Genomic DNA, 19,323 nt, shown 5'->3' on the forward strand with positions numbered 1-19,323 from the left:
CCGCGGTGGCGTCGGCGTCACCGTGCGAAGGCACCGAGACGGATGAGCGGCACCCGCGTCTCCTCATCGGTCATGGCACCGTGCTGTCCGATCATGCCGCGATTGCGCTGATCCGCTGCGGTGCCGTCGTACACCGCCCAGGACGCGCGCGCGATCACGAGCACGTCCCCCACCCGGGCAGCCGCGGCCTCCGTCACCGCGGGACCGAACAGGCCGGCCCTGATGGCGTCGTCGCGCGTCACGACATCGGCGGCGCCCTCCAGGTCGGCGCGCAGCCGGGAGAGCACCGCGCTCTCGTCGGCGGCCGACTCCAGGTACACGTGCAGCATGCGCGGCTCGCCGCCCAGGTGCCGCACCCCGCGCAAGTGCGATTCGTCGAGGACCGCCTGCCGATGGACGGGGACATCGACCATGCCGTGGTCGGAGGTCACCAGGACGCCGACGCCCGGAGGCACACGAACGCTCAGGGCGGCATCGATGCGCTCCAGCGCCGCGACCCACTCCGCGGAGGCGATCCCGTAGCGGTGCCCCGCCTTGTCGACCTCGGGCAGATAGCAGTAGACGAAGGAGCCCGGATGGTCGTGGGCGAGAGCGAAGGCCGCCTCAACCCGATCCTCCGGGGTCAGCGCGGGGACGAAGGTCGCGCCGCGCAGCGTCGCGCGCGTGAACCCGCTCGTGGCGTACGCGGCGAGCCCCACGGCGAACGTCTCTCGGCCCGCGGCAGCCTCCCGCTCGAAGACGGTCGGCACCGGCTGCCACGCGAGCGGGTCGAGCCCGTCGCTCTCCCACCCGCTGAGCTGGTTCACGAGCACGTCACGCTCGCGGTCGAGGACGCGGTACCCCACCAGCCCGTGCTCGCCCGGCCACGCGCCCGTCACGATGCTGGTCAGCGCGGCAGCCGTCGTCGACGGGAACACGCTGTGCGCGACATCCCGCTTCGTCATCGCCCCGCTGAGCGTACGCGCATGACCGGAGTGGCCGCGGAGACCGAGCGCGCCCAGGCCGTCGACCACCACCAGCACGACCGACTCCGCGCGCGGGAGCAGCTCCGACTCGCCGCGGAGAGCGGCGCTCAGGTCGCCCGCCACCCCGACGACGCTCCGGGCGCTGGGCGAGGCGGACGGTAGCATGAGGGACATCCGAGCCAGTCTGACACAGGCTCCCGTACGCCCCCAGGAAGTCCATGCCGAAAACCCCGCCGTCCGAGCCCGTCGACGAACGCATCCAGGACATCGATCTCTCTCACGAGATGCAGGGCTCCTTCCTCGAATACGCGTACTCCGTCATCTACTCGCGCGCCCTTCCGGACGCACGGGACGGGCTCAAGCCGGTGCAGCGCCGCATCCTGTTCCAGATGGCCGAGATGGGTCTGCGCCCCGACCGCGGTCACGTGAAGAGCGCGCGCGTCGTCGGCGAGGTGATGGGAAAGCTGCACCCCCACGGCGACTCCGCCATCTACGACGCGCTCGTGCGGCTCGCCCAGGAGTGGGCGCTGCGCGTGCCGCTCGTCGACGGGCATGGCAACTTCGGCTCACTCGACGACGGCCCGGCGGCCGCCCGGTACACCGAGGCGCGACTCGCGGCCGCCGCACTCTCCCTCACGGAGAACCTCGACGAGGACGTCGTCGACTTCATCCCCAACTACGACGGCCAATTCCAGCAGCCCGCCGTGCTGCCCGCGGCCTTCCCGAACCTGCTGGTCAACGGCGCCAGCGGCATCGCCGTCGGCATGGCGACGAACATGGCCCCGCACAACCTCATCGAGGTCGTGGCCGCAGCCGTGCACCTCCTCGAGCACCCGGACGCCACGACGGAAGAGCTGATGGAGTACGTGCCCGGCCCCGACTTCCCCTCGGGCGGCATCCTGATGGGCCTCGACGGCGTGAAGGACGCGTACACCACCGGCCGCGGCGCCCTGAAGGTCCGCGGCAAGACATCGATCGAGCCGCTCGGCCCCCGCCGCACGGGCATCATCGTCTCCGAGCTGCCCTATATGGTCGGCCCCGAGCGACTGATCGAGAAGATCCGGGACGCCGTCCAGGCCAAGAAGCTGCAGGGCATCAGCGACGTCACCGACCTCACCGACCGCAACCACGGACTGCGCGTGGCCATCGGCGTGAAGACTGGGTTCGATCCGAACGCGGTCCTGGAACAGCTGTATCGGCTGACACCGCTGGAAGACTCGTTCAGCATCAATAACGTCGCCCTGGTGGACGGGCAGCCGCGAACCCTCGGCCTCAAGGAGATGCTGAGCGTCTACGTCGGGCATCGCATCGAGGTCATCACCCGCCGCAGCCGCTACCGCCTCGCCCGGCGCGAGGAACGTCTCCACCTCGTCGAGGGCCTCCTCATCGCGATCCTGGACATCGACGAGGTCATCCAGGTCATCCGCTCCTCCGACGACTCGGAACAGGCGCGCACCCGCCTGCGCTCGGTCTTCGATCTCAGCGAGCCGCAGGCCGAGTACATCCTCGAGCTGCGGCTGCGGCGCCTGACCAAGTTCTCCCGCATCGAGCTGGAGACCGAGCGCGACGCGCTGCTCGCCGAGATCGCGGACCTGCGAGAGCTGCTCGGCAGCCCCGCGCTGCTCCGCGCCGCCGTCGCCCGCGAGCTCGACGCCGTGGCCGAGGCATACGGGACCCCGCGACGCACGCTGCTGCTCAACGCGGCTCCGCCGAAGCCCCGCGCCGCCAAGGGGGCCGCCGACCTGCAGATCGCCGACGCGCCCACCACGCTCGTGCTGTCCACCACCGGTCGTGCCGTCCGGGTCGACCTGGGCGACGGCCAGGAGCTCACGGCCCCCACCCGCCGGAGCAAACACGACGCCATCCTCGCCACGGTCGAGACCACGGTGCGCGCCGAGCTCGGTGCGCTCACGAGCAGCGGACGGGTCATGCGCTTCTCCCCCGTCGACCTTCCGTCGGTTCCGGCGAGCTCGGTCCAGCTGGCGGCCGGCGCCCCGCTGCGCGACTACCTCGGCATCACCACGAAGGGCGAGCGCATCCTCGGGTTCGTCCGCTTCGACAGCGACACGCCGATCGCCCTGGGCACCGCGCAGGGCGTCGTGAAGCGCATCGTGCCGTCGGCACTCCCCGTCCGCCCGGAGCTCGAGGTGATCGGCCTCAAGCCCGGCGACACGGTCGTGGGGGCGGCGGAGTCCCCCGACGACGCCGAGCTCGTGTTCCTCACCTCCGATGCGCAGCTGCTCCGCTTCGCTGCCGCGAGCGTGCGACCGCAGGGCGCTGCCGCCGGAGGTATGGCCGGCATCAAGCTCGGGGCCGGCGCCACGGTGCTGTTCTTCGGGGTGGTCGCACCGGGGGTCGACGCGGTTGTGGCGACCGTGTCGGGTGCCGAGAGCATCCTGCCCGGAACCGATCCAGGACGCGCGAAGGTCTCGTCGTTCGCGGAGTACCCCGCCAAGGGACGAGCGACCGGCGGGGTGCGCGCCCACGCCTTCCTGAAGGGCGAGGACCGGCTGACGGTCGCGTGGGTCGGTCCCAACCCGCCGCTCGCGGTCGACCCGACGGGTGCCGTCCGCAAGCTCCCGGAGTCCGGCGCCCGACGCGATGCCTCCGGTCAGCCCATCGACGGCGTGATCGGCAGCATCGGGCGCACGATCGTCTGAGCGCGCGAAGAGCCGTCGAGCGGGGCGCCCGGGCGCCCGGGTTCCCCGCTGCGTGTCAGGCGTCGATGGACTCGCGCGACAGCCGGTCGGCCGAGTCGATGATGAACTCGCGCCGCGGAGCGACCTCGTTGCCCATCAGCAGCTCGAACACGCGACCGGCGGCCTCCGCGTCCTCCATGCGGACGCGACGGAGCAGACGCCCGGAGCGGTCCATGGTCGTGTTCGCGAGCTGCTCGGCGTCCATCTCCCCGAGACCCTTGTAGCGCTGGATCGGCTCGTGCCACCGCTTGCCCGCCTTGCGGAGCTTCGCCAGCAGCGCGTGCATCTCCTGCTCGGTGTACGTGTAGATCGTCTCGTTCGGCTTGGACCCCGGGTTGATCACGATGATGCGGTGCAGCGGAGGAACGGCGGCGAACACGCGGCCGTGCTCGATCAGCGGTCGCATGTACCGGAAGAACAGCGTGAGCAGCAGGGTGCGGATGTGGGCGCCGTCGACGTCGGCGTCGCTCATCAGGATGATCTTCCCGTAGCGCGCCGCCTCGATGTCGAACGTGCGACCGGAGCCCGCTCCGATCACCTGGATGATCGACGCGCACTCCGCATTGGAGAGCATGTCCCCGACGGAGGCCTTCTGCACGTTGAGGATCTTTCCGCGGATGGGCAGGAGTGCCTGGAACTCGCTGTTCCGCGCGTTCTTCGCCGTGCCGAGAGCGGAGTCGCCCTCCACGATGAACAGCTCGCTGCGTTCGACGTCGTTGGTGCGGCAGTCGACGAGCTTCGTGGGGAGCGTGGACGACTCCAGCGCGTTCTTGCGGCGCTGTGTCTCCTTGTGCGCCCGCGCGGACACCCTGGCCTTCATCTCGGACACGATCTTGTCGAGGAGCTGCGTGGCCTGGCTCTTGTCGTCGCGCTTCGTCGACGTGAAGCGCTGCAGGAGCTCCTTGCGCATGACCTGGGCGACGATCTGCCGCACCGCCGGCGTGCCGAGCACCTCCTTGGTCTGGCCCTCGAACTGCGGTTCTGGCACGTTGACGGTGAGCACGGCCGTGAGCCCGGCCAGCACGTCGTCCTTCTCCAGCTTGTCGTTGCCGACCTTCAGCCGGCGGGCGTTCTGCTCGACCTGCGCGCGGAGAACCTTCAGCAGCTCCTGCTCGAAGCCCTGCTGGTGCGTGCCGCCCTTGGGCGTGGAGATGATGTTAACGAACGAGCGGATGCGGGTGTCGTAGCCCGTGCCCCAGCGCAGTGCGACATCCACTTCGCAGACGCGCTCCACCTCGGTCGCGACCATGTGGCCGTCCGCCTGCAGCACGGGCACCGTCTCGCGGAACGTGCCCTCGCCCTGGATGCGCCACGTGTCCGTCACCGGCGGGTCGATGGCGAGGTAGTCGACGAACTCGGAGATGCCGCCCTCGTACAGGTACGACGTCTCGATCGGCCCGGCGGGAGCGCCGTCGTCGCCGACGGGCGCCGTGCCGGCGCGCTCGTCGCGCACCACGATCTCGAGGCCCGGGACCAGGAACGCCGTCTGTCGCGCACGCGTCTCCAGCTCCGCCAGCTGGAACGCGGCGTCCTTCGTGAAGATCTGCCGGTCGGCCCAGTAGCGCACGCGCGTGCCGGTGACGCCGCGCGGCGCCTTGCCGATGACCCGCAGCTCGCTCTTCTCCTCGAACGGCGTGAACGGCGCGTCGGGTCGCTTCTCGCCGGAGTCGCGGAACACGCCAGGCTCGCCGCGGTGGAACGACATCGCATAGGTCTTGCCGCCGCGATCGACCTCGACGTCGAGACGCTCGGAGAGGGCGTTGACCACCGAGGCACCGACGCCGTGCAGTCCACCGGACGCGGCGTACGAGCCGCCGCCGAACTTCCCGCCGGCGTGCAGCTTGGTGTAGACGACCTCGACGCCGGACAGCCCGGTGCGCGGTTCGACGTCGACCGGGATGCCGCGGCCTCGGTCGTGCACCTCGACGCTGCCGTCCTCGTGCAGGATGATGTCGATGCGCGACCCGTTGCCGGCGACGGCCTCGTCGACGGAGTTGTCGATGATCTCCCACAGGCAGTGCATGAGCCCGGGCGAACCGTTCGAGCCGATGTACATGCCCGGTCGTTTGCGGACCGCCTCGAGTCCTTCGAGCACCTGGAGATGATGGGCGGAGTACTCGGCATTCACAATCTCCGAGTCTATTCGCGCGGGCGCCGTGGACTCGGCCGACACTCCCCACGCGTCGGCAGTCGGCGCCGGCCCGTACGCGCTGAGCGAAACACGCCGACAACCGGGCATGCCCACAGGCGGGGCGTGGTTGTATTGAGCACGACCAACAAGGACGCCGACACCCGAGGAGGCCCCGAGATGAATGCAACGACCGAACGTGAGACCTCCGCTGTCGAGTTCCGGCTGACCGCGATGGACCGGTGCGACTCCTGCGGCGCGCAGGCCTACATCGCCGCCGAGGTCAACGGCTCCGAGCTCCTGTTCTGCGCCCACCACGGCCGCAAGTACGAGGAGAAGCTCCGCAGCGTCGCCACCAGCTGGCACGACGAGACCGCTCGCCTCGTCGAGACGGTCTGATCGCGCGGGTGGAGTGAGCCGGACCCGCCGGCTCAGTCCACCGGCACGCGACGGATCCGCGGACTCAGCCGCGTGAGGATCTCCTCGCCGACCGTGTCGATCCGTTCCGCGAGCGTCGTGGCCGAGGACTCGCCCGCCTCTCCGGGACCGAAAACCGTCACCTCGTCCCCGACGGACAGTCCCGCCCCTCCCTCGATCTGCGCGAAGAACGGTTCGATCCGTTCGAGCGCGCGTGCTCCGGCCGGCGTGCCGACCCGGGCCCCGACGAGCGTCGATGGCAATCCGTCGAAGGCGCCGACCTCGATCACCGCGCGACCCTCCTCCACGCGTGCAACCGGCGCCACCAGTCGCGCGACCGGGCGCACACCCTCCAGCTCGGGCCCGTCCGCGGAGCGGATCCCGTAGCAGAACGCACCGATGCGGGCGACGGTGCCCCGCAGCTCGGGACGCCACCACGACGCGGCGGACGCGGTGAGGTGAAGGGCGGCCGGTGTCGGGCCCGTCCCCCCGGCGGCGCGGACCGCATCGAGGAACACGGCCTGCGCGTCATCGTCCTCGCGATCGCTCGCCTCCGCGATGTGGCTCCAGATCCCCTCCAGGGACAGCAGTCCGGCAGCCTCTGCAGCCCGAGCCTGCGCGATCGCCCCCGGCCAGTCCTCCGGGAGCACGCCGTTGCGGTGCAGGCCCGTGTCGATCTTCAGGTGCACGCGCGCGACAGCCCCGAGCGCCTCGGCCCGCGCGATGATGCGGTGCAGGTACTCCACAGTGCCCACGCCGAGGTCGATCCCCTGGAGCAGCGCCTCGTCGATCTCCGCATCCGTCGAGGTGGCCCACGCGAACACCCTCGCCTCAGGCCCAACGAGCCGTCGCACGTCGAGGCCGCCCCGCACGTCGTAGCTTCCGAACGACGCCACCCCCGCCTGTACGGCCGTCTCCACGGTCCAGGTGAGGCCGTGGCCGTAGGCGTCGTCCTTGAGCACGAGCATGAGCTCGCATCCGCCGAGGCGGGAGGTGACCGCCGCGATGTTGTCGCGGAGCGTCCGCGCGCTCAGCCGCAGCTCGGGGCGGCTCATGCCTCCCACCCCCGCACGGCATGCGAACCGGCGACGGCGACCAGCTCCGCGGCGGACATGTCCGTCGCCGAGGACCATCGGACGATCTCGTCTCGGGCGGGTCCGGTGCCACCGAAGTACGTCACCTCGGCGCCGACGGGGGCCTCCGTGCCCTCCAGATCGACGACGCAGACGTCCATGGCCACGCGGCCGACGATCGGGCGGAGGATGCCGTCCACCTCGACCAGGGCGACGTTGCCGAGCGCGCGCACGATGCCCTGGGCGTACCCTCCGGTCACGAGCGCGACCGTGGTGTCGGCCGACGCGCGGAACGTGTAGCCGTAAGAGACGGCGTCGCCCGCGCGCAGCGGCTTGGTCGACATCACGCGTCCCGTCAGCCGCAGGACCGGTGTCGCGTCGTGATTGCTGCCGGGGAGGCCGTAGAGCATCGACGGGTCGATGTCCGGTTCCCCCGTGGTGACCCCCGCGATGCCCTCCAGCCGCAGCATCTCCACCTCGCCCTCGCTGTCCACGCGCACCTCGCGGGCACCGGCCACCGTCACGGCGTGGGCCACGGCGAGCAGCCCGTGACCCCAGGCGTCGCGGCGCAGGTCTGCTCGCACTCCCCCCTCGCGGACGGCCGCAACCGCTGCGGCGGTGAGGGCGGAGCGGGAGATCAGCGCCCGCGGAAGCGCACTCGAGGTCGTGTCACACACGTGATCCAGCCTAGCTTCGTGTTCCGGGATCCCGGTGTGACTCCCCCGTAGACTGGACGGCATCCCCAACCCCCGGAGCTCCATGACTCGTCTTTCTCTCGCGCCCCGCATCCGCTACCTCCTCGGCCGCGCCCGTCGCATCGACGTCGGCTCCGTTGTCGAGCGAGCGAAGGAGGCCTCTGCACAGCACCACAAGCCCGTACCGACGATCGTCGTGGACATGCTGTGGTCCGCCGCGCGGCACAACGTGGGGTTCCAGGACTACATCGACTACGACTTCGCGATGCTCACCCGTGCCGAGCGCGACACCTACATGACGCACCCCGTGTCGAACCAGCTCTCCCAGAAGTACGACCACCCGGACTTCCGGTGGATCTTCCAGGACAAGATCGAGTTCAACCGGAAGTTCTCCGAGCACCTCCATCGCGAGTGGCTGGTGGTCGAAGAGGGCAACGCCGCCGAGGTGCGCGCGCTCACGGAACGCCTGGGGACCATCGTCACCAAGGAGCCGGTCGGTCAGGCGGGCACCGGTGTGCACCGGTACCACGCGGCCGATATCGACGACTGGGATGCCTTCCACCGCGGGCTGCTGAGTCGCGGCGAGCTCCTCATCGAAGAGGTCATCCGACAGCACGACGACCTCGCCGCCGTCTGCCCTGGCACCGTGAACACGACCCGCATCACCGCGTTCTTCGACGGCGAGAAGGCGCACATCCTCGCGATGGCTCAGAAGTTCGGGCGGGGCGCCGTGAGTGATCAGATGACCTTCGGGGGCTTCTACACGATGCTCGACGAGAACGGACACGCGGTCGGCGCGGGGTACGACTCGCACGGCCACGTGCACGAGACGCACCCGGACTCGGGCTTCCGCATCGCGGACTTCCAGCTGCCCTTCATGGACGAGGTGCGCGCCTTCATCGACCGCGTGGCCAGGGTCGTGCCCGAGGTGCAGTACGTCGGCTGGGACGTCGTCGTCACGCCGGACGGTCCCGTGCTCGTCGAGGGCAACTGGGGCGCCGGCGTGTACGAGAACAAGCCCAGCGTCACCGGGATCCGCACCGGCCACAAGCCGCGCTACCGCGAGGTCATCGGGTTCTGACCACCACGACAGAACGCCCCCGGATTCCTCCGGGGGCGTTCTCGTCGAACCAGCAGATCAGACCGCGCGGACGATGCCGAGCGGCGTGGACTCCAGTCCCTGGCCGAGCGGATTGTCGCCGAGGATCTTCACCAGCCGGGCTTCGCCGGCCTTGTCGAGCGTCGATCCGAGGATGTTGCCGCCGAGGTCGTTGATGTCCACCACCGCGACCTCCACCTGCCCACCGAGCAGGCCCTTGAGCCGTGCTGCGACGCCGTCCGGGTCCTTCGGGCCGAGCACCACGGCCTGGTTGTACGGCGGGATCGTGTGCTTGGTGGGGCCATCGATCGCGCGCGCCTTGTCCCCGGCGATGCGATAGAAGTCACCCTTTCGTCCGAACGCCTTGGTGACCGCGGAGACGGCGGCGGCGAACAGGATACGCGGCGTGCCGCACTCCCGCAGGGCCATCTCCATGGTCTCGGGCATGCCGAGCCCGATGCCGTAGGGCGTGCGCGTGACGTACTTCGAGAGGAACAGCGCGAGCTTGCGCGGAGTGATCTCGTCCAGTCGGTACGACCGACCCTGCGTGATCGCCACGATCTTCTCCGTGACGAACAGCAGGTCTCCCGGCTGCACGACCTCCTTCGCGTATTCGGTGATGACCGCGTCGAGGTCGTCGTTCGGCATCACCACGCGGGTGCGCAACGGGATGCGCGCGTAGCTCGTGCCGTCGACGCTGGTCTCGAGCGCCTTGCCCTCGTTCGCCTGCATCACTCGAGGTAGTCCCGCAGCGACTGCGAGCGGCTCGGGTGGCGCAGCTTGGCCATCGTCTTCGACTCGATCTGACGGATCCGCTCACGCGTCACGCCGAACGTGTCACCGATCTGGTCGAGCGTCTTGGGCTGACCGTCGCCGAGGCCGAAGCGCATGCGGATCACGCCCGCCTCCCGCTCCGAGAGCGAGTCGAGCAGCTGCTCGAGCTGGCGCTGCAGCATCGTGAAGCCCACGGCATCGGCGGGGACGACCGCCTCGGTGTCCTCGATCAGGTCACCGAACTCGCTGTCGCCGTCTTCACCGAGCGGAGTGTGCAGGGAGATGGGCTCACGGCCGTACTTCTGCACCTCCACGACCTTCTCCGGGGTCATGTCGAGCTCGCGGCTCAGCTCCTCCGGGGTGGGCTCACGACCCAGGTCCTGCAGCATCTGCCGCTGCACGCGGGCGAGCTTGTTGATGACCTCGACCATGTGCACGGGGATGCGGATCGTGCGGGCCTGGTCGGCCATGGCGCGCGTGATCGCCTGACGGATCCACCAGGTCGCATAGGTCGAGAACTTGAAGCCCTTGGTGTAGTCGAACTTCTCGACGGCGCGGATCAGACCGAGGTTGCCCTCCTGGATCAGGTCGAGGAACTGCATGCCGCGACCGGTGTACCGCTTGGCGAGCGAGACGACGAGCCGCAGGTTCGCGCCGAGCAGGTGGCTCTTGGCTCGCTGGCCGTCGCGGGCGACCCACTGGAGATCGAGACCCAGCTGACTCGACTTCTCGGCCGGGGTCATCGCGGACAGCTTCTCCTCGGCGAACAGACCCGCCTCGATGCGCATCGCGAGCTCGACCTCTTCGGCCGCGTTCAGCAGCGCGACCTTTCCGATCTGCTTCAGGTAGTCCTTGACGGGGTCGGCCGTGGCGCCGGTGATCTGCGTCGAGTAGACGGGGACGTCTTCGTCGTCGTTCGACGAGATGACGATCGCGCCGGTGGGCAGCGGCTCGGTGAACGCCGGCTTGGCGTCCTCCTCCTCGTCGTCCCCCGCGCTCTCCTCGGCGGAATCGGTCGCGGCGTCGTCTTCCTCGACGACCTCCTCCGACTTCTTCTTCTTCGCCGCGCCGCGCTTGGCGGCACCGCGCTTGGCGGGCGCTGCCTCGTCGAGGTTCTCGACCTCGATCTCCTCGTCGGGCGTGGGTTCTTCGGCGGCCTTCTTCGTCCGTGTGTTCTTCGTCGTGGCAGGAGTCACGTTTCGCCTTTCACGGAGCCGATCACGGGCCCCGGGACATTTCGGACACTAGTAAGACCCTTGTCAAGTCCGGAGTTCGAAAACGCCGATTGACAACGGGTCGGACTCCTAGTATCGCACACGTGTGGCGCTCCGGATGCAATCCGGCGAAGTTCGCGTCGATCCTGCTCAGCCGCGGCCGGGCTTGTCCTCGTCGCCCGACGGTCGCGTGGCCAGGTAGCGCTCGAGCTCCGCCGCCAGCTCGTCCGCGCTCGGCAGGTCGCGCTCGCTGAACCCGCCCTCGTCGTAGCTGTCGTCCTCGGGGTCGCGGCCTGCCATGTAGGCGTCGTAGCGGCGCTCCAGGTTGTGGACCATCTGCTGCAGCTCGTCGTTCGCCGCGACCTGCTCGTCCACCCTGGCGATGTAGTCCTCCCGGCGCTCGCGCACGGCGTCGAGCATGAGCACCAGTCCCGTGGATGCCATGAGCTTCTCGGCCGCGGCGCTGACCGCGTCGGGGTTCTCCGTCTCGGCGAGGTAGTGCGGCACGAGCAGCACGAAGCCCACCACTCGTTCGCCGCGCTCGGCGAAACGGAACTCCAGCAGATGCCCCGCGGTCGCCGGCACCTGCGTCCGCGGGCGCCACACCGAGTGCGAGACCACGAGGTCACGGCGGTTGCCGCTCACCGTCGTGCCGATGGGGCGGGTATGCGGCACGGGCATGGCGATCGAATGCACCCAGTGCAGTCCGGATGCCTCGTATTCCGCGGCGAGGTCGAGCACGGTCTCGGCGAAGGCGTTCCAGGCGAAGTCCGGTTCGTAGCCCGCGAGGAGGAGGAACGGGCGACCGAGGGCGTCCGTCGCGAGCGAGAGCTCCAGCCGAGGCGGCCGGAACTCGGTGAGGTGGTCCTGATCGAAGGAGATCACCGGACGGCGGGCCCGGTAGTCGAGGAGCACATCGTTGTCGAAGATCACGAGCGGCTGCGGCGATGCGGACTCGCGGAGGTGGTCGATCAGTCCGGACACCGCGCTCCCGGCATCCGTGAAGCCGGTCAGGAGCACGACGAGGGGCAGTCCGTGCGGCACCGTCGGCGCGTTCGCGACGCGTTCGTGGATCTCTCCGGAGAAGGGCATGACTCCATGCTACGAGCAGGTCCCGACGAGGGGCCCCGGGCCGTCTCGCTGAGAGCGAACACGCGGGGGCACGCGGGGCCGCCCGGTCGCAGAGGTCCTCCTAGGATGGAGAGCATGACGCTTCCCGTGCTCTCGCACACCACCGATCAGTTCCCCGGAAGCGCTGCTGATGCCGCAGTGCTCGTCGTTCCCGATCTCTCGGATTCGGCCGAGTCGCTGGGGGCCTACCCCGGCCTCGCCGAGGTCCTCGAAGGCATCGGGTTCACCGGTGCCGCCGGATCGTTCGCCCGCGTGTACGCGCCCGACGTCTCCACCCTGCCGTTCGCCGTCGTCGGTGCAGGGAAGAGCATCGACGACGCCGCGATCCGCAGCGCCGCCGGTGTCGCCCTCCGCTCGCTGACCGGGTTCCCGCACGTCGCGCTCGGGCTCGCCTCCGGCCTCGACGGCCACGCCGCCGCCGCCGCCGAGGGGGCCGTGCTCGGCGGTCACCGCTTCGACGGCTACCGCACCGAGAAGGGCAAGGCGCGCGCCGAACGGATCACCGTCCACGCCGACCTCGACAACGAGACGATCACCCGAGCGCAGACCCTGGGCGAAGCCGTCGCGCTGATCAAGGATCTGGTGAACGTCCCCGCGGAGTGGCAGAGCCCCGCGCAGCTCGCGCAGAGCGCGGCCGACAGCGTCGCCGAGCTCGACGTCACCGTCGACATCTTCGACGAGGCCGCGCTGGCGGAGCAGGGCTTCGGCGGAATCCTCGGGGTCGGGCAGGGGTCCGACCGGCCGCCGCGTCTGGTCCGCCTCGACTACTCCCCCGCAGACGCCGTGCGGCACCTCGCCCTGGTCGGCAAGGGCATCACGTTCGACACCGGTGGCCTCTCCCTCAAGCCGGCCGCCTCGATGGTGGGCATGAAGTTCGACATGGCCGGGGCCGCGACGTCCCTGGCCGCCCTTCGCGCCATCGCCCGACTCGGGCTCCCGGTGCGCGTCACCGCCTGGCTCTGCATCACCGACAACATGCCGTCCGGCCGGGCCCTGCGCCCCGGTGATGTCATCCGCATCCTCGACGGCACGACGGTCGAGGTGCAGAACACCGACGCCGAAGGGCGCCTGGTCCTCGCCGACGGCCTGGTCGCCGCCAGCCGAGAGCACCCCGACGTCATCATCGACGTCGCGACGCTGACCGGTGCGATCGTCGCCGCCCTCGGACACCGGCACACCGGCGTGTTCGGCGACGACGAGACGGTGACGCGGTTCCTCGCCGCGGCGGAGCAGACCGGAGAGCCCGCCTGGCACATGCCGCTGCCCTCGTACATGGAGGAGTCCCTCGAGTCGCCGATCGCCGACCTGCAGAACGCGAACATGGGCGACCGGATGGGCGGCGCCTCGTTCGCCGGTCTGTTCCTGCGACGCTTCGTCGGACCGGTCTCGGACGCCGAGGACGCCGCCCGCATCCCCTGGGTGCACCTCGACATCGCGGGCTCCGGCGAACACGCCGGTGCGCCGTACGGCTTCACGGAGAAGGGTCCAACGGGGGCGATGGTCCGATCGATCGTCGCCTTCGCCGAAGCAGCATCCCACACGGAGGCATAACACCGATGACAACCCACACCTTCGACATCGTCGTGCTCGGCGGTGGCAGCGGCGGCTACGCGGCCGCGCTGCGCGCCAGCGAACTCGGCAAGTCGGTCGCGCTGATCGAGAAGGACAAGGTCGGAGGCACCTGTCTGCACCGCGGCTGCATCCCGACCAAAGCGCTGCTGCACGCGGCGGAGGTGGCGGAGCATGTGCGCGACGCCGCAGCGGTGGGGATCTCGGCCACCCTCGACGGCATCGACGCGGCGGGCGTGCGGGCATACCGCGAGGGCATCGTCGCGAAGAAGTACAAGGGGCTCGAGGGCCTCGTCAAGGCGCGTGGCATCACCACGGTCACCGGGACGGGACGGCTCAACGCAGACCGGAGCGTCAGCGTCGGCGACGACGTGTACGTCGGGACGGACGTCGTGCTCGCCACCGGCTCGTACAGCCGCACGCTTCCCGGGCTCGACATCGGCGGCCGCATCCTGACCAGCGAGCAGGCGCTCGCGCTCGATGTGATCCCCGAGCGCGTCATCGTGCTCGGCGGCGGTGTGATCGGCGTGGAGTTCGCGAGCGTCTGGCGCTCCTTCGGTGTCGAGGTCACGATCGTCGAGGCGCTGCCGCACCTCGTGCCGAACGAGGACATCGCGATGAGCAAGGGGCTCGAGCGCGCGTTCCGGCGCCGTGGCATCCAGTACTCGCTCGGAGTGCGGTTCCAGCAGGCCACCCAGGACGACACGTCCGTCAGCGTGACCCTCGAGAACGGCACGGAGCTCACCGCGGACTACCTGCTCGTCGCAGTCGGTCGCGGTCCCGCCACGGCCGATCTGGGCTTCGAGGAGGCGGGCGTCGTCCTCGACCGCGGGTTCGTCACGGTCGACGAGGAACTGCGCACCGGGGTTCCCGGGGTGTGGGCGGTCGGCGACATCGTCCCAGGGCTCCAACTCGCCCACCGGGGCTTCCAGCAGGGCATCGCGGTGGCCGAGCGCATCGCCGGCCTCTCCCCCGCGACGGTCCCCGACGTGCAGATCCCGAAGGTCACATACTCCAGCCCCGAGGTCGCCTCGGTCGGGCTGACCGAGGAGGCGGCCGTGGCCGCGCACGGCGCCGACGCGGTGTCGTCCTACGAGTACAACCTCGCCGGCAACGGCAAGAGCGAGATCATCGGAACAGGCGGCCTCGTCAAGGTCGTCCGCCAGAACGACGGCCCGGTGCTCGGCGTGCATCTGATCGGTGACCGCGTCGGCGAGCTCATCACCGAGGGTCAGCTCGCTGTGGCCTGGGAGGCGCACCCCGAGGACATCGCTCCGCTCATCCATGCGCACCCCACGCAGAGCGAAGCGCTCGGCGAGGCCTTCCTCGCGCTGGCCGGAAAGCCCCTGCACGCCCTCTGAGCACCAACCGGTGCCCGAGTCACTAAGCTAGACAAGCGTCATACAACTTCTGAAGGAGACTCAGTCATGAGCACATCCGTGGTCCTCCCCGCTCTCGGTGAGAGCGTCACAGAGGGTACGGTCACCCGCTGGCTCAAGCAGGTGGGAGACACCGTCCAGGCGGACGAGGGCCTGCTCGAGATCTCGACCGACAAGGTCGACACCGAGATCCCCTCCCCGGTCACCGGCGTGATCGAGGAGATCCTCGTCGCCGAGGACGAGACCGTCGAGGTCGGTGCCCTGCTCGCTCGCATCGGCGACGGCAGCGCCGCAGCCCCGGCGGGCGACGCGCCCGCTGCGGCCGCCCCCGAAGCGGAGGCCGCCCCTGCCGAGGCCCCTGCCGCGACCGAGACTCCTGCTGAAGCGCCGGCTCCGGCCGAGGCTCCTGCGGCCGAGACTCCCGCTCCCGCCGCCGAGGCTGCGCCGTCCGGTGACGCCACCGACATCGTGCTCCCCGAGCTCGGCGAGAGCGTCACCGAGGGAACGGTCACCCGCTGGCTCAAGCAGGTCGGTGACTCGGTCGAGGTCGACGAGGCTCTTCTGGAGATCTCGACGGACAAGGTCGACACGGAGATCCCCTCGCCCGTCGCCGGCGTGCTCCAGGAGATCGTCGCGGCCGAGGACGAGACCATCGCGGTCGGCGCCGTCCTGGCCCGCGTCGGTTCCGGCGCTGCCCAGCCTGCCGCCACCGAGGCACCTGCCGCGCCGCAGGCCGCGCCCGAGGCGCCCGCCACCCCGGCACCCGCTGAGGCTCCCGCCGCACCGCAGGCGGCTCCCGCCCAGCCCCAGGCTCCGGCCGCGGCCCCTGCACCGGCTGCCCCTGCTCCGGCGCAGGCCGCACCGGCTCCCGCAGCGACCGAGGCGCCCGCTCCGAAGCTCTCGCTGCCGACGGAGAACGACAACCTCTACGTCACCCCGCTGGTACGCCGTCTGGCCGCACAGCAGGGCGTGGATCTCGCTTCCGTGACGGGTACCGGTGTCGGCGGGCGCATCCGCAAGGAGGATGTGCTCAAGGCTGCCGAGTCCGCATCGCAGGCTCCGGCCGCCACGAATGCGGCTCCGGCTCCCGCACCGCTCGAGGTCTCCCCGCTGCGGGGTACGACCCAGCCGATGTCGCGTCTGCGCAAGGTGCTCGCCAAGCGCGCGGTCGAGTCCATGCAGCAGACGGCGCAGCTCACCACGGTCGTGGAGGTCGACGTCACCGCGCTGGCGGAGTACCGCGACAGCGTCAAGGGCTCGTTCCTCGAGAAGACCGGCGACAAGCTCTCGTTCCTGCCGTTCTTCGCGCTGGCCGCCGCCGAGGCGCTGCAGGCCTTCCCGATCGTGAACGCGACGGTCGACGGTGAGCAGATCGTCTACCCGGCCACCGAGAACGTCTCGATCGCGGTCGACACCGAGCGCGGGCTGCTCACTCCGGTGCTGCGCGACGCCGCGTCGAAGAACATCGCTCAGATCGCTCACGAGATCGCCGACCTCGCGGCCCGCACGCGCGACAACAAGCTGAAGCCGGACGAGCTGGCCGGCGGAACCTTCACGCTGACCAACACCGGTTCCCGCGGTGCGCTGTTCGACACGCCCGTCGTGTTCCTTCCGCAGTCCGCCATCCTCGGCACCGGCACGGTCGTCAAGCGTCCGGGTCTCGTCAAGGTCGGCGGAACCGACGCGATCGCGGTCCGTTCGTATGTGTACCTCGCTCTGTCGTACGATCACCGCATCATCGACGGTGCCGACGCGGCGCGCTTCCTCGGTGCGGTGAAGGCGCGCCTCGAAGCGGCGCAGTTCGCCCCGCAGCTGGGCGCCTGACCGAACGATCATTCTGGCTGGTCCGCGACGTCGTACACGTCGCGGACCAGCCATTTGTCGTCCTGCCGCACGAGTACGACCATCGCGGTGGGACTCGCGGCGCCCGCCTCCGCCGGCCGAGCGACGCGGGTGACCGCGACGTCGCCGTACTCGTCGACCAGCTCGACCGTGAGCTCACCGCTGAGCGCGCGCACGGCGTCGACGGTTCCTGCGGAACCGGGCGCGATCGCGGCGACGCACTCCGTGTCCCCTGCGGAGTGACAGGCTTCAGCGGCGGAGACGAGCGTCGGGACGGCGGCGGCGGGGTCGCCCGCCTCCGCGACGGGCGGCGTGGGGGCAGCAGACGCGTGCTCGGCTCCTGTCGTCGATGACCCGCCTTTCGCCCGACCATCCGCGGTCGACGTCGGCGTCGGCGCCGTCCCCACGGCGGTGGAGGCACCTCGGGCGTCGCTCCCGCCGTCGCCGCTCGGCCACATCAGCCCGCCCACGAGCACGACGGCCGCACCCGCTGCCGCGATCAACAGCAGTCGGCGACGGGGTGCGCGGGGAGCCGCGGCCCGATCCCGCCCCCTACCGCTCGTCGCCCGCCGCACGCGGACGGCCTCCCTGGCGTCGGCGATCCGCGACGCGATGTTCTCCCGCAACATCCGCACGGCGCTGCGGACTCTCGCCCGGGTGGTCCGTGGGGTACGGACCGCGGACCTCCGCGTCGCGAGGCTCCTCCGGGTCGGGGCGACCCCGCCCGCAGCGGGCTCGACGACGCGGGAGAGGTCGCGCGCCCGCACCGGCTTCGTCGTCTGATGCTCCAGGGGACGTGGGGACACGAGGGCGAGAAGCTCGCACTCCCACTCGTCGAGAAGCCGCCGCGGGACCCGGGGGTGCTCCAGTCGTTCGCGCAGTCCATCCCCCACCCGGTCCAGAACACGCCTCAGCGCTCGATCGGTCTCGCAGTCCCTGAGCGTCTCGACGATCGTCGCCGCTGCGGACCGGATCCCGCTCCCCTCACCGATGACGAACAGGGGTCGCCCGCCGTCGGTGAGCCACCACGTACCCTCGACGCCGCTGCCCATGCGCGCCAGTTCACCGATGCCGCGCAGCAGACTCACCGCCACCGTGCACACCTCACCCTGACGCAACCGCTGCCCCGAGGCGGACCGTCGGTCGATGAACGCCTGCAACCGATCGGTGCACCAGGGCAGCAGCACATCGTGGCCGTCCGCACGTCGGACGACGTCCAGCGGTCCGGCGACGTGCTGTGCGCCCGCGAAGTGCCAGCCCGCCCATCCCGCGAGCTCCTCGCTCGGACACCGCACCGCCACGCCGTCGCCGCTGGTGACGAGCGCCCCCGCGAAGGGGGTGTCCGGTGACGACAGCATCCGCAGCGTGCGGTGCGCTCGTGCCAGCAGGGGCGGTGGGGCCGTCTCGATCGTCTGGGCGTCGGTCATGCGCCCATCTCACCCGAGGGATCGTGCGCCCGGAGCCATCCACGGCGTGAGCGGAAAGGTCCGCCGGCTGCGGCTGGCTGTGCAGAGCGAGTCCTCGTGCTGCTCCGCTCCGCGCGAACGACGACATCGTCAGGGTCTGGGACTCGGTAGGCTGGATGTCATGGCAAAGCGTGCTCCCGAACCCGAGAAGCGTCCTGGGTTCTTCTCCCAGATCAAGTCCCTCTTCCGGTTCACGCGCGAGGCCTACCCGTGGCTCCCCTGGGCGCAGGCCGGCATCCTCGTCGGCGGCATCCTTCTCGGCCTCGTCGCCGGCTACCTCATCCCGCCGTTCCAGGTGTGGACCCTCGTGCTCTGGGGCATCACCGGCCTCATGCTGGGCGTGCTCGGCGCGCTGTTCCTCATGACGCGACTGTCGACCTCGGCGATGTACACCAAGATCGACGGCATGCCCGGGGCGACCGGTCACGTGCTGAGCACCAGTCTCGGGCGTCGCTGGCAGGCATCGGAGACCCCGGTGGGGATCAACCCGAAGACCCAGGAGGCCGTGTACCGAACGATCGGTCGCGGCGGCATCGTGGTGGTCGGCGAAGGTGCCCGCGGCCGCCTCACGCGCCTGGTCAACGAGGAGCGGAGCAAGGCGCAGCGCGTCGCGCACGGTGTCCCCGTGACCGTGCTCTACGTCGGGCACGGCGAGGACGAGGTGCCCATCGCCGACCTCGCCAAGACCATCAAGAAGCTTCCCAAGGCCATCGACAAGGCCACCATGGCCGCGGTGATCCGTCGCGTCGACTCCGTGTCGCAGTCGCTCTCGTCGCTGCCGATCCCGAAGGGCATCGACCCCACCAAGGTGCGCCCGCAGCGTCCGCGCTGACCCGCACACCGCACGATCGACGCGCGGCCGTCCTCCTCGG

Annotated in this window: 15 protein-coding genes; 7 read left to right on the forward strand and 8 right to left on the reverse strand. The window is 70.4% G+C overall.

Annotation, left to right across the window (positions count from 1 at the left end; translation table 11 throughout):
- Positions 1-17: 17 nt before the first annotated feature.
- Positions 18-1,139 (reverse strand): alkaline phosphatase family protein, encoded by a 1,122-nt coding sequence (locus ACWH95_RS14385; RefSeq protein WP_454120856.1) that lies wholly within the window; start codon positions 1,137-1,139, stop codon positions 18-20.
- Between the two features lie 44 nt (positions 1,140-1,183).
- Between ACWH95_RS14385 and ACWH95_RS14390 the strand changes: the two genes are divergently transcribed.
- Entirely contained in the window at positions 1,184-3,625 is a 2,442-nt protein-coding gene (locus ACWH95_RS14390; RefSeq protein ID WP_454120857.1) for a DNA gyrase/topoisomerase IV subunit A, read from the forward strand.
- A gap of 55 nt (positions 3,626-3,680) precedes the next feature.
- On the opposite strand, the gene ACWH95_RS14395 is transcribed toward ACWH95_RS14390, so the two are convergent.
- Positions 3,681-5,792, reverse strand: coding sequence for a DNA gyrase/topoisomerase IV subunit B (locus ACWH95_RS14395; RefSeq protein ID WP_372490596.1), 2,112 nt, complete (start codon positions 5,790-5,792; stop codon positions 3,681-3,683).
- Between the two features lie 180 nt (positions 5,793-5,972).
- Between ACWH95_RS14395 and ACWH95_RS14400 the strand changes: the two genes are divergently transcribed.
- Entirely contained in the window at positions 5,973-6,191 is a 219-nt protein-coding gene (locus ACWH95_RS14400) for a DUF7455 domain-containing protein (protein ID WP_136033021.1), read from the forward strand.
- A gap of 32 nt (positions 6,192-6,223) precedes the next feature.
- Here the strand turns inward: ACWH95_RS14400 and ACWH95_RS14405 are convergent, their stop codons facing one another.
- Positions 6,224-7,264 carry an alanine racemase gene (locus ACWH95_RS14405; protein ID WP_454120858.1) on the reverse strand — a complete coding sequence of 347 codons (1,041 nt, stop codon included), beginning with the start codon at positions 7,262-7,264 and terminating at the stop codon, positions 6,224-6,226.
- Positions 7,261-7,959: an alanine racemase gene (locus tag ACWH95_RS14410; protein ID WP_454120859.1), complete on the reverse strand. Its 699-nt coding sequence runs from the start codon at positions 7,957-7,959 to the stop codon at positions 7,261-7,263. The genes ACWH95_RS14405 and ACWH95_RS14410 overlap by 4 nt, the downstream gene beginning before the upstream one ends.
- 82 nt (positions 7,960-8,041) lie before the next feature.
- On the opposite strand from ACWH95_RS14410, the gene ACWH95_RS14415 reads away from it, so the two are divergent.
- Positions 8,042-9,058, forward strand: a complete 1,017-nt coding sequence (locus ACWH95_RS14415) for a sugar-transfer associated ATP-grasp domain-containing protein (RefSeq protein WP_136033014.1) — start codon at positions 8,042-8,044, stop codon at positions 9,056-9,058.
- Positions 9,059-9,115: 57 nt separating this feature from the next.
- Here the strand turns inward: ACWH95_RS14415 and ACWH95_RS14420 are convergent, their stop codons facing one another.
- From ACWH95_RS14420 to ACWH95_RS14430, 3 genes are all read right to left on the reverse strand, one after another.
- Positions 9,116-9,808 (reverse strand): coenzyme F420-0:L-glutamate ligase, encoded by a 693-nt coding sequence (locus ACWH95_RS14420; protein ID WP_454120860.1) that lies wholly within the window; start codon positions 9,806-9,808, stop codon positions 9,116-9,118.
- Positions 9,808-11,046 (reverse strand): RNA polymerase sigma factor, encoded by a 1,239-nt coding sequence (locus ACWH95_RS14425; RefSeq protein ID WP_136036091.1) that lies wholly within the window; start codon positions 11,044-11,046, stop codon positions 9,808-9,810. The genes ACWH95_RS14420 and ACWH95_RS14425 overlap by 1 nt, the downstream gene beginning before the upstream one ends.
- A 168-nt stretch (positions 11,047-11,214) precedes the next feature.
- Positions 11,215-12,156, reverse strand: a complete 942-nt coding sequence (locus ACWH95_RS14430) for a proteasome assembly chaperone family protein (protein ID WP_454120861.1) — start codon at positions 12,154-12,156, stop codon at positions 11,215-11,217.
- A 114-nt stretch (positions 12,157-12,270) separates the two neighbouring features.
- Here ACWH95_RS14430 and ACWH95_RS14435 point away from each other — a divergent pair, with 114 nt between their 5' ends.
- From ACWH95_RS14435 to sucB, 3 genes are all read left to right on the forward strand, one after another.
- On the forward strand, positions 12,271-13,746 hold the full coding sequence (locus tag ACWH95_RS14435; protein ID WP_454120862.1) for a leucyl aminopeptidase: 1,476 nt from the start codon (positions 12,271-12,273) through the stop codon (positions 13,744-13,746).
- Positions 13,747-13,751: 5 nt separating this feature from the next.
- Positions 13,752-15,125: a dihydrolipoyl dehydrogenase gene (gene lpdA / locus ACWH95_RS14440; RefSeq protein WP_454120863.1), complete on the forward strand. Its 1,374-nt coding sequence runs from the start codon at positions 13,752-13,754 to the stop codon at positions 15,123-15,125.
- A gap of 66 nt (positions 15,126-15,191) precedes the next feature.
- A complete protein-coding gene (sucB, locus tag ACWH95_RS14445) occupies positions 15,192-16,967 on the forward strand; it encodes a 2-oxoglutarate dehydrogenase, E2 component, dihydrolipoamide succinyltransferase (RefSeq protein WP_454120864.1) in 1,776 nt (591 codons plus the stop codon).
- 8 nt (positions 16,968-16,975) lie between these two features.
- On the opposite strand, the gene ACWH95_RS14450 is transcribed toward sucB, so the two are convergent.
- Positions 16,976-18,412: a hypothetical protein gene (locus ACWH95_RS14450; protein WP_454120865.1), complete on the reverse strand. Its 1,437-nt coding sequence runs from the start codon at positions 18,410-18,412 to the stop codon at positions 16,976-16,978.
- Positions 18,413-18,572: 160 nt separating this feature from the next.
- Between ACWH95_RS14450 and ACWH95_RS14455 the strand changes: the two genes are divergently transcribed.
- The gene (locus ACWH95_RS14455; protein WP_136030306.1) at positions 18,573-19,283 is read left to right on the forward strand and encodes a DUF4191 domain-containing protein; all 711 of its coding nucleotides are present in this window, start codon (positions 18,573-18,575) and stop codon (positions 19,281-19,283) included.
- Positions 19,284-19,323: the final 40 nt, after the last annotated feature.

The organism is Microbacterium sp. NPDC055502, assembly GCF_053643635.1.

Bases quoted from the DNA above. Each gene is read 5' to 3' on its own strand.
- lpdA (WP_454120863.1), top strand. From the start codon at position 13,752: ATGACAACCCACACCTTCGACATCGTCGTGCTCGGCGGTGGCAGCGGC.
- ACWH95_RS14430 (WP_454120861.1), bottom strand. From the start codon at position 12,156: ATGCCCTTCTCCGGAGAGATCCACGAACGCGTCGCGAACGCGCCGACG.
- ACWH95_RS14415 (WP_136033014.1), top strand. From the start codon at position 8,042: ATGACTCGTCTTTCTCTCGCGCCCCGCATCCGCTACCTCCTCGGCCGC.
- ACWH95_RS14420 (WP_454120860.1), bottom strand. From the start codon at position 9,808: ATGCAGGCGAACGAGGGCAAGGCGCTCGAGACCAGCGTCGACGGCACG.
- sucB (WP_454120864.1), top strand. From the start codon at position 15,192: ATGAGCACATCCGTGGTCCTCCCCGCTCTCGGTGAGAGCGTCACAGAG.
- ACWH95_RS14390 (WP_454120857.1), top strand. From the start codon at position 1,184: ATGCCGAAAACCCCGCCGTCCGAGCCCGTCGACGAACGCATCCAGGAC.
- ACWH95_RS14455 (WP_136030306.1), top strand. From the start codon at position 18,573: ATGGCAAAGCGTGCTCCCGAACCCGAGAAGCGTCCTGGGTTCTTCTCC.
- ACWH95_RS14405 (WP_454120858.1), bottom strand. From the start codon at position 7,264: ATGAGCCGCCCCGAGCTGCGGCTGAGCGCGCGGACGCTCCGCGACAAC.
- ACWH95_RS14385 (WP_454120856.1), bottom strand. From the start codon at position 1,139: ATGTCCCTCATGCTACCGTCCGCCTCGCCCAGCGCCCGGAGCGTCGTC.
- ACWH95_RS14435 (WP_454120862.1), top strand. From the start codon at position 12,271: ATGACGCTTCCCGTGCTCTCGCACACCACCGATCAGTTCCCCGGAAGC.
- ACWH95_RS14400 (WP_136033021.1), top strand. From the start codon at position 5,973: ATGAATGCAACGACCGAACGTGAGACCTCCGCTGTCGAGTTCCGGCTG.
- ACWH95_RS14450 (WP_454120865.1), bottom strand. From the start codon at position 18,412: ATGACCGACGCCCAGACGATCGAGACGGCCCCACCGCCCCTGCTGGCA.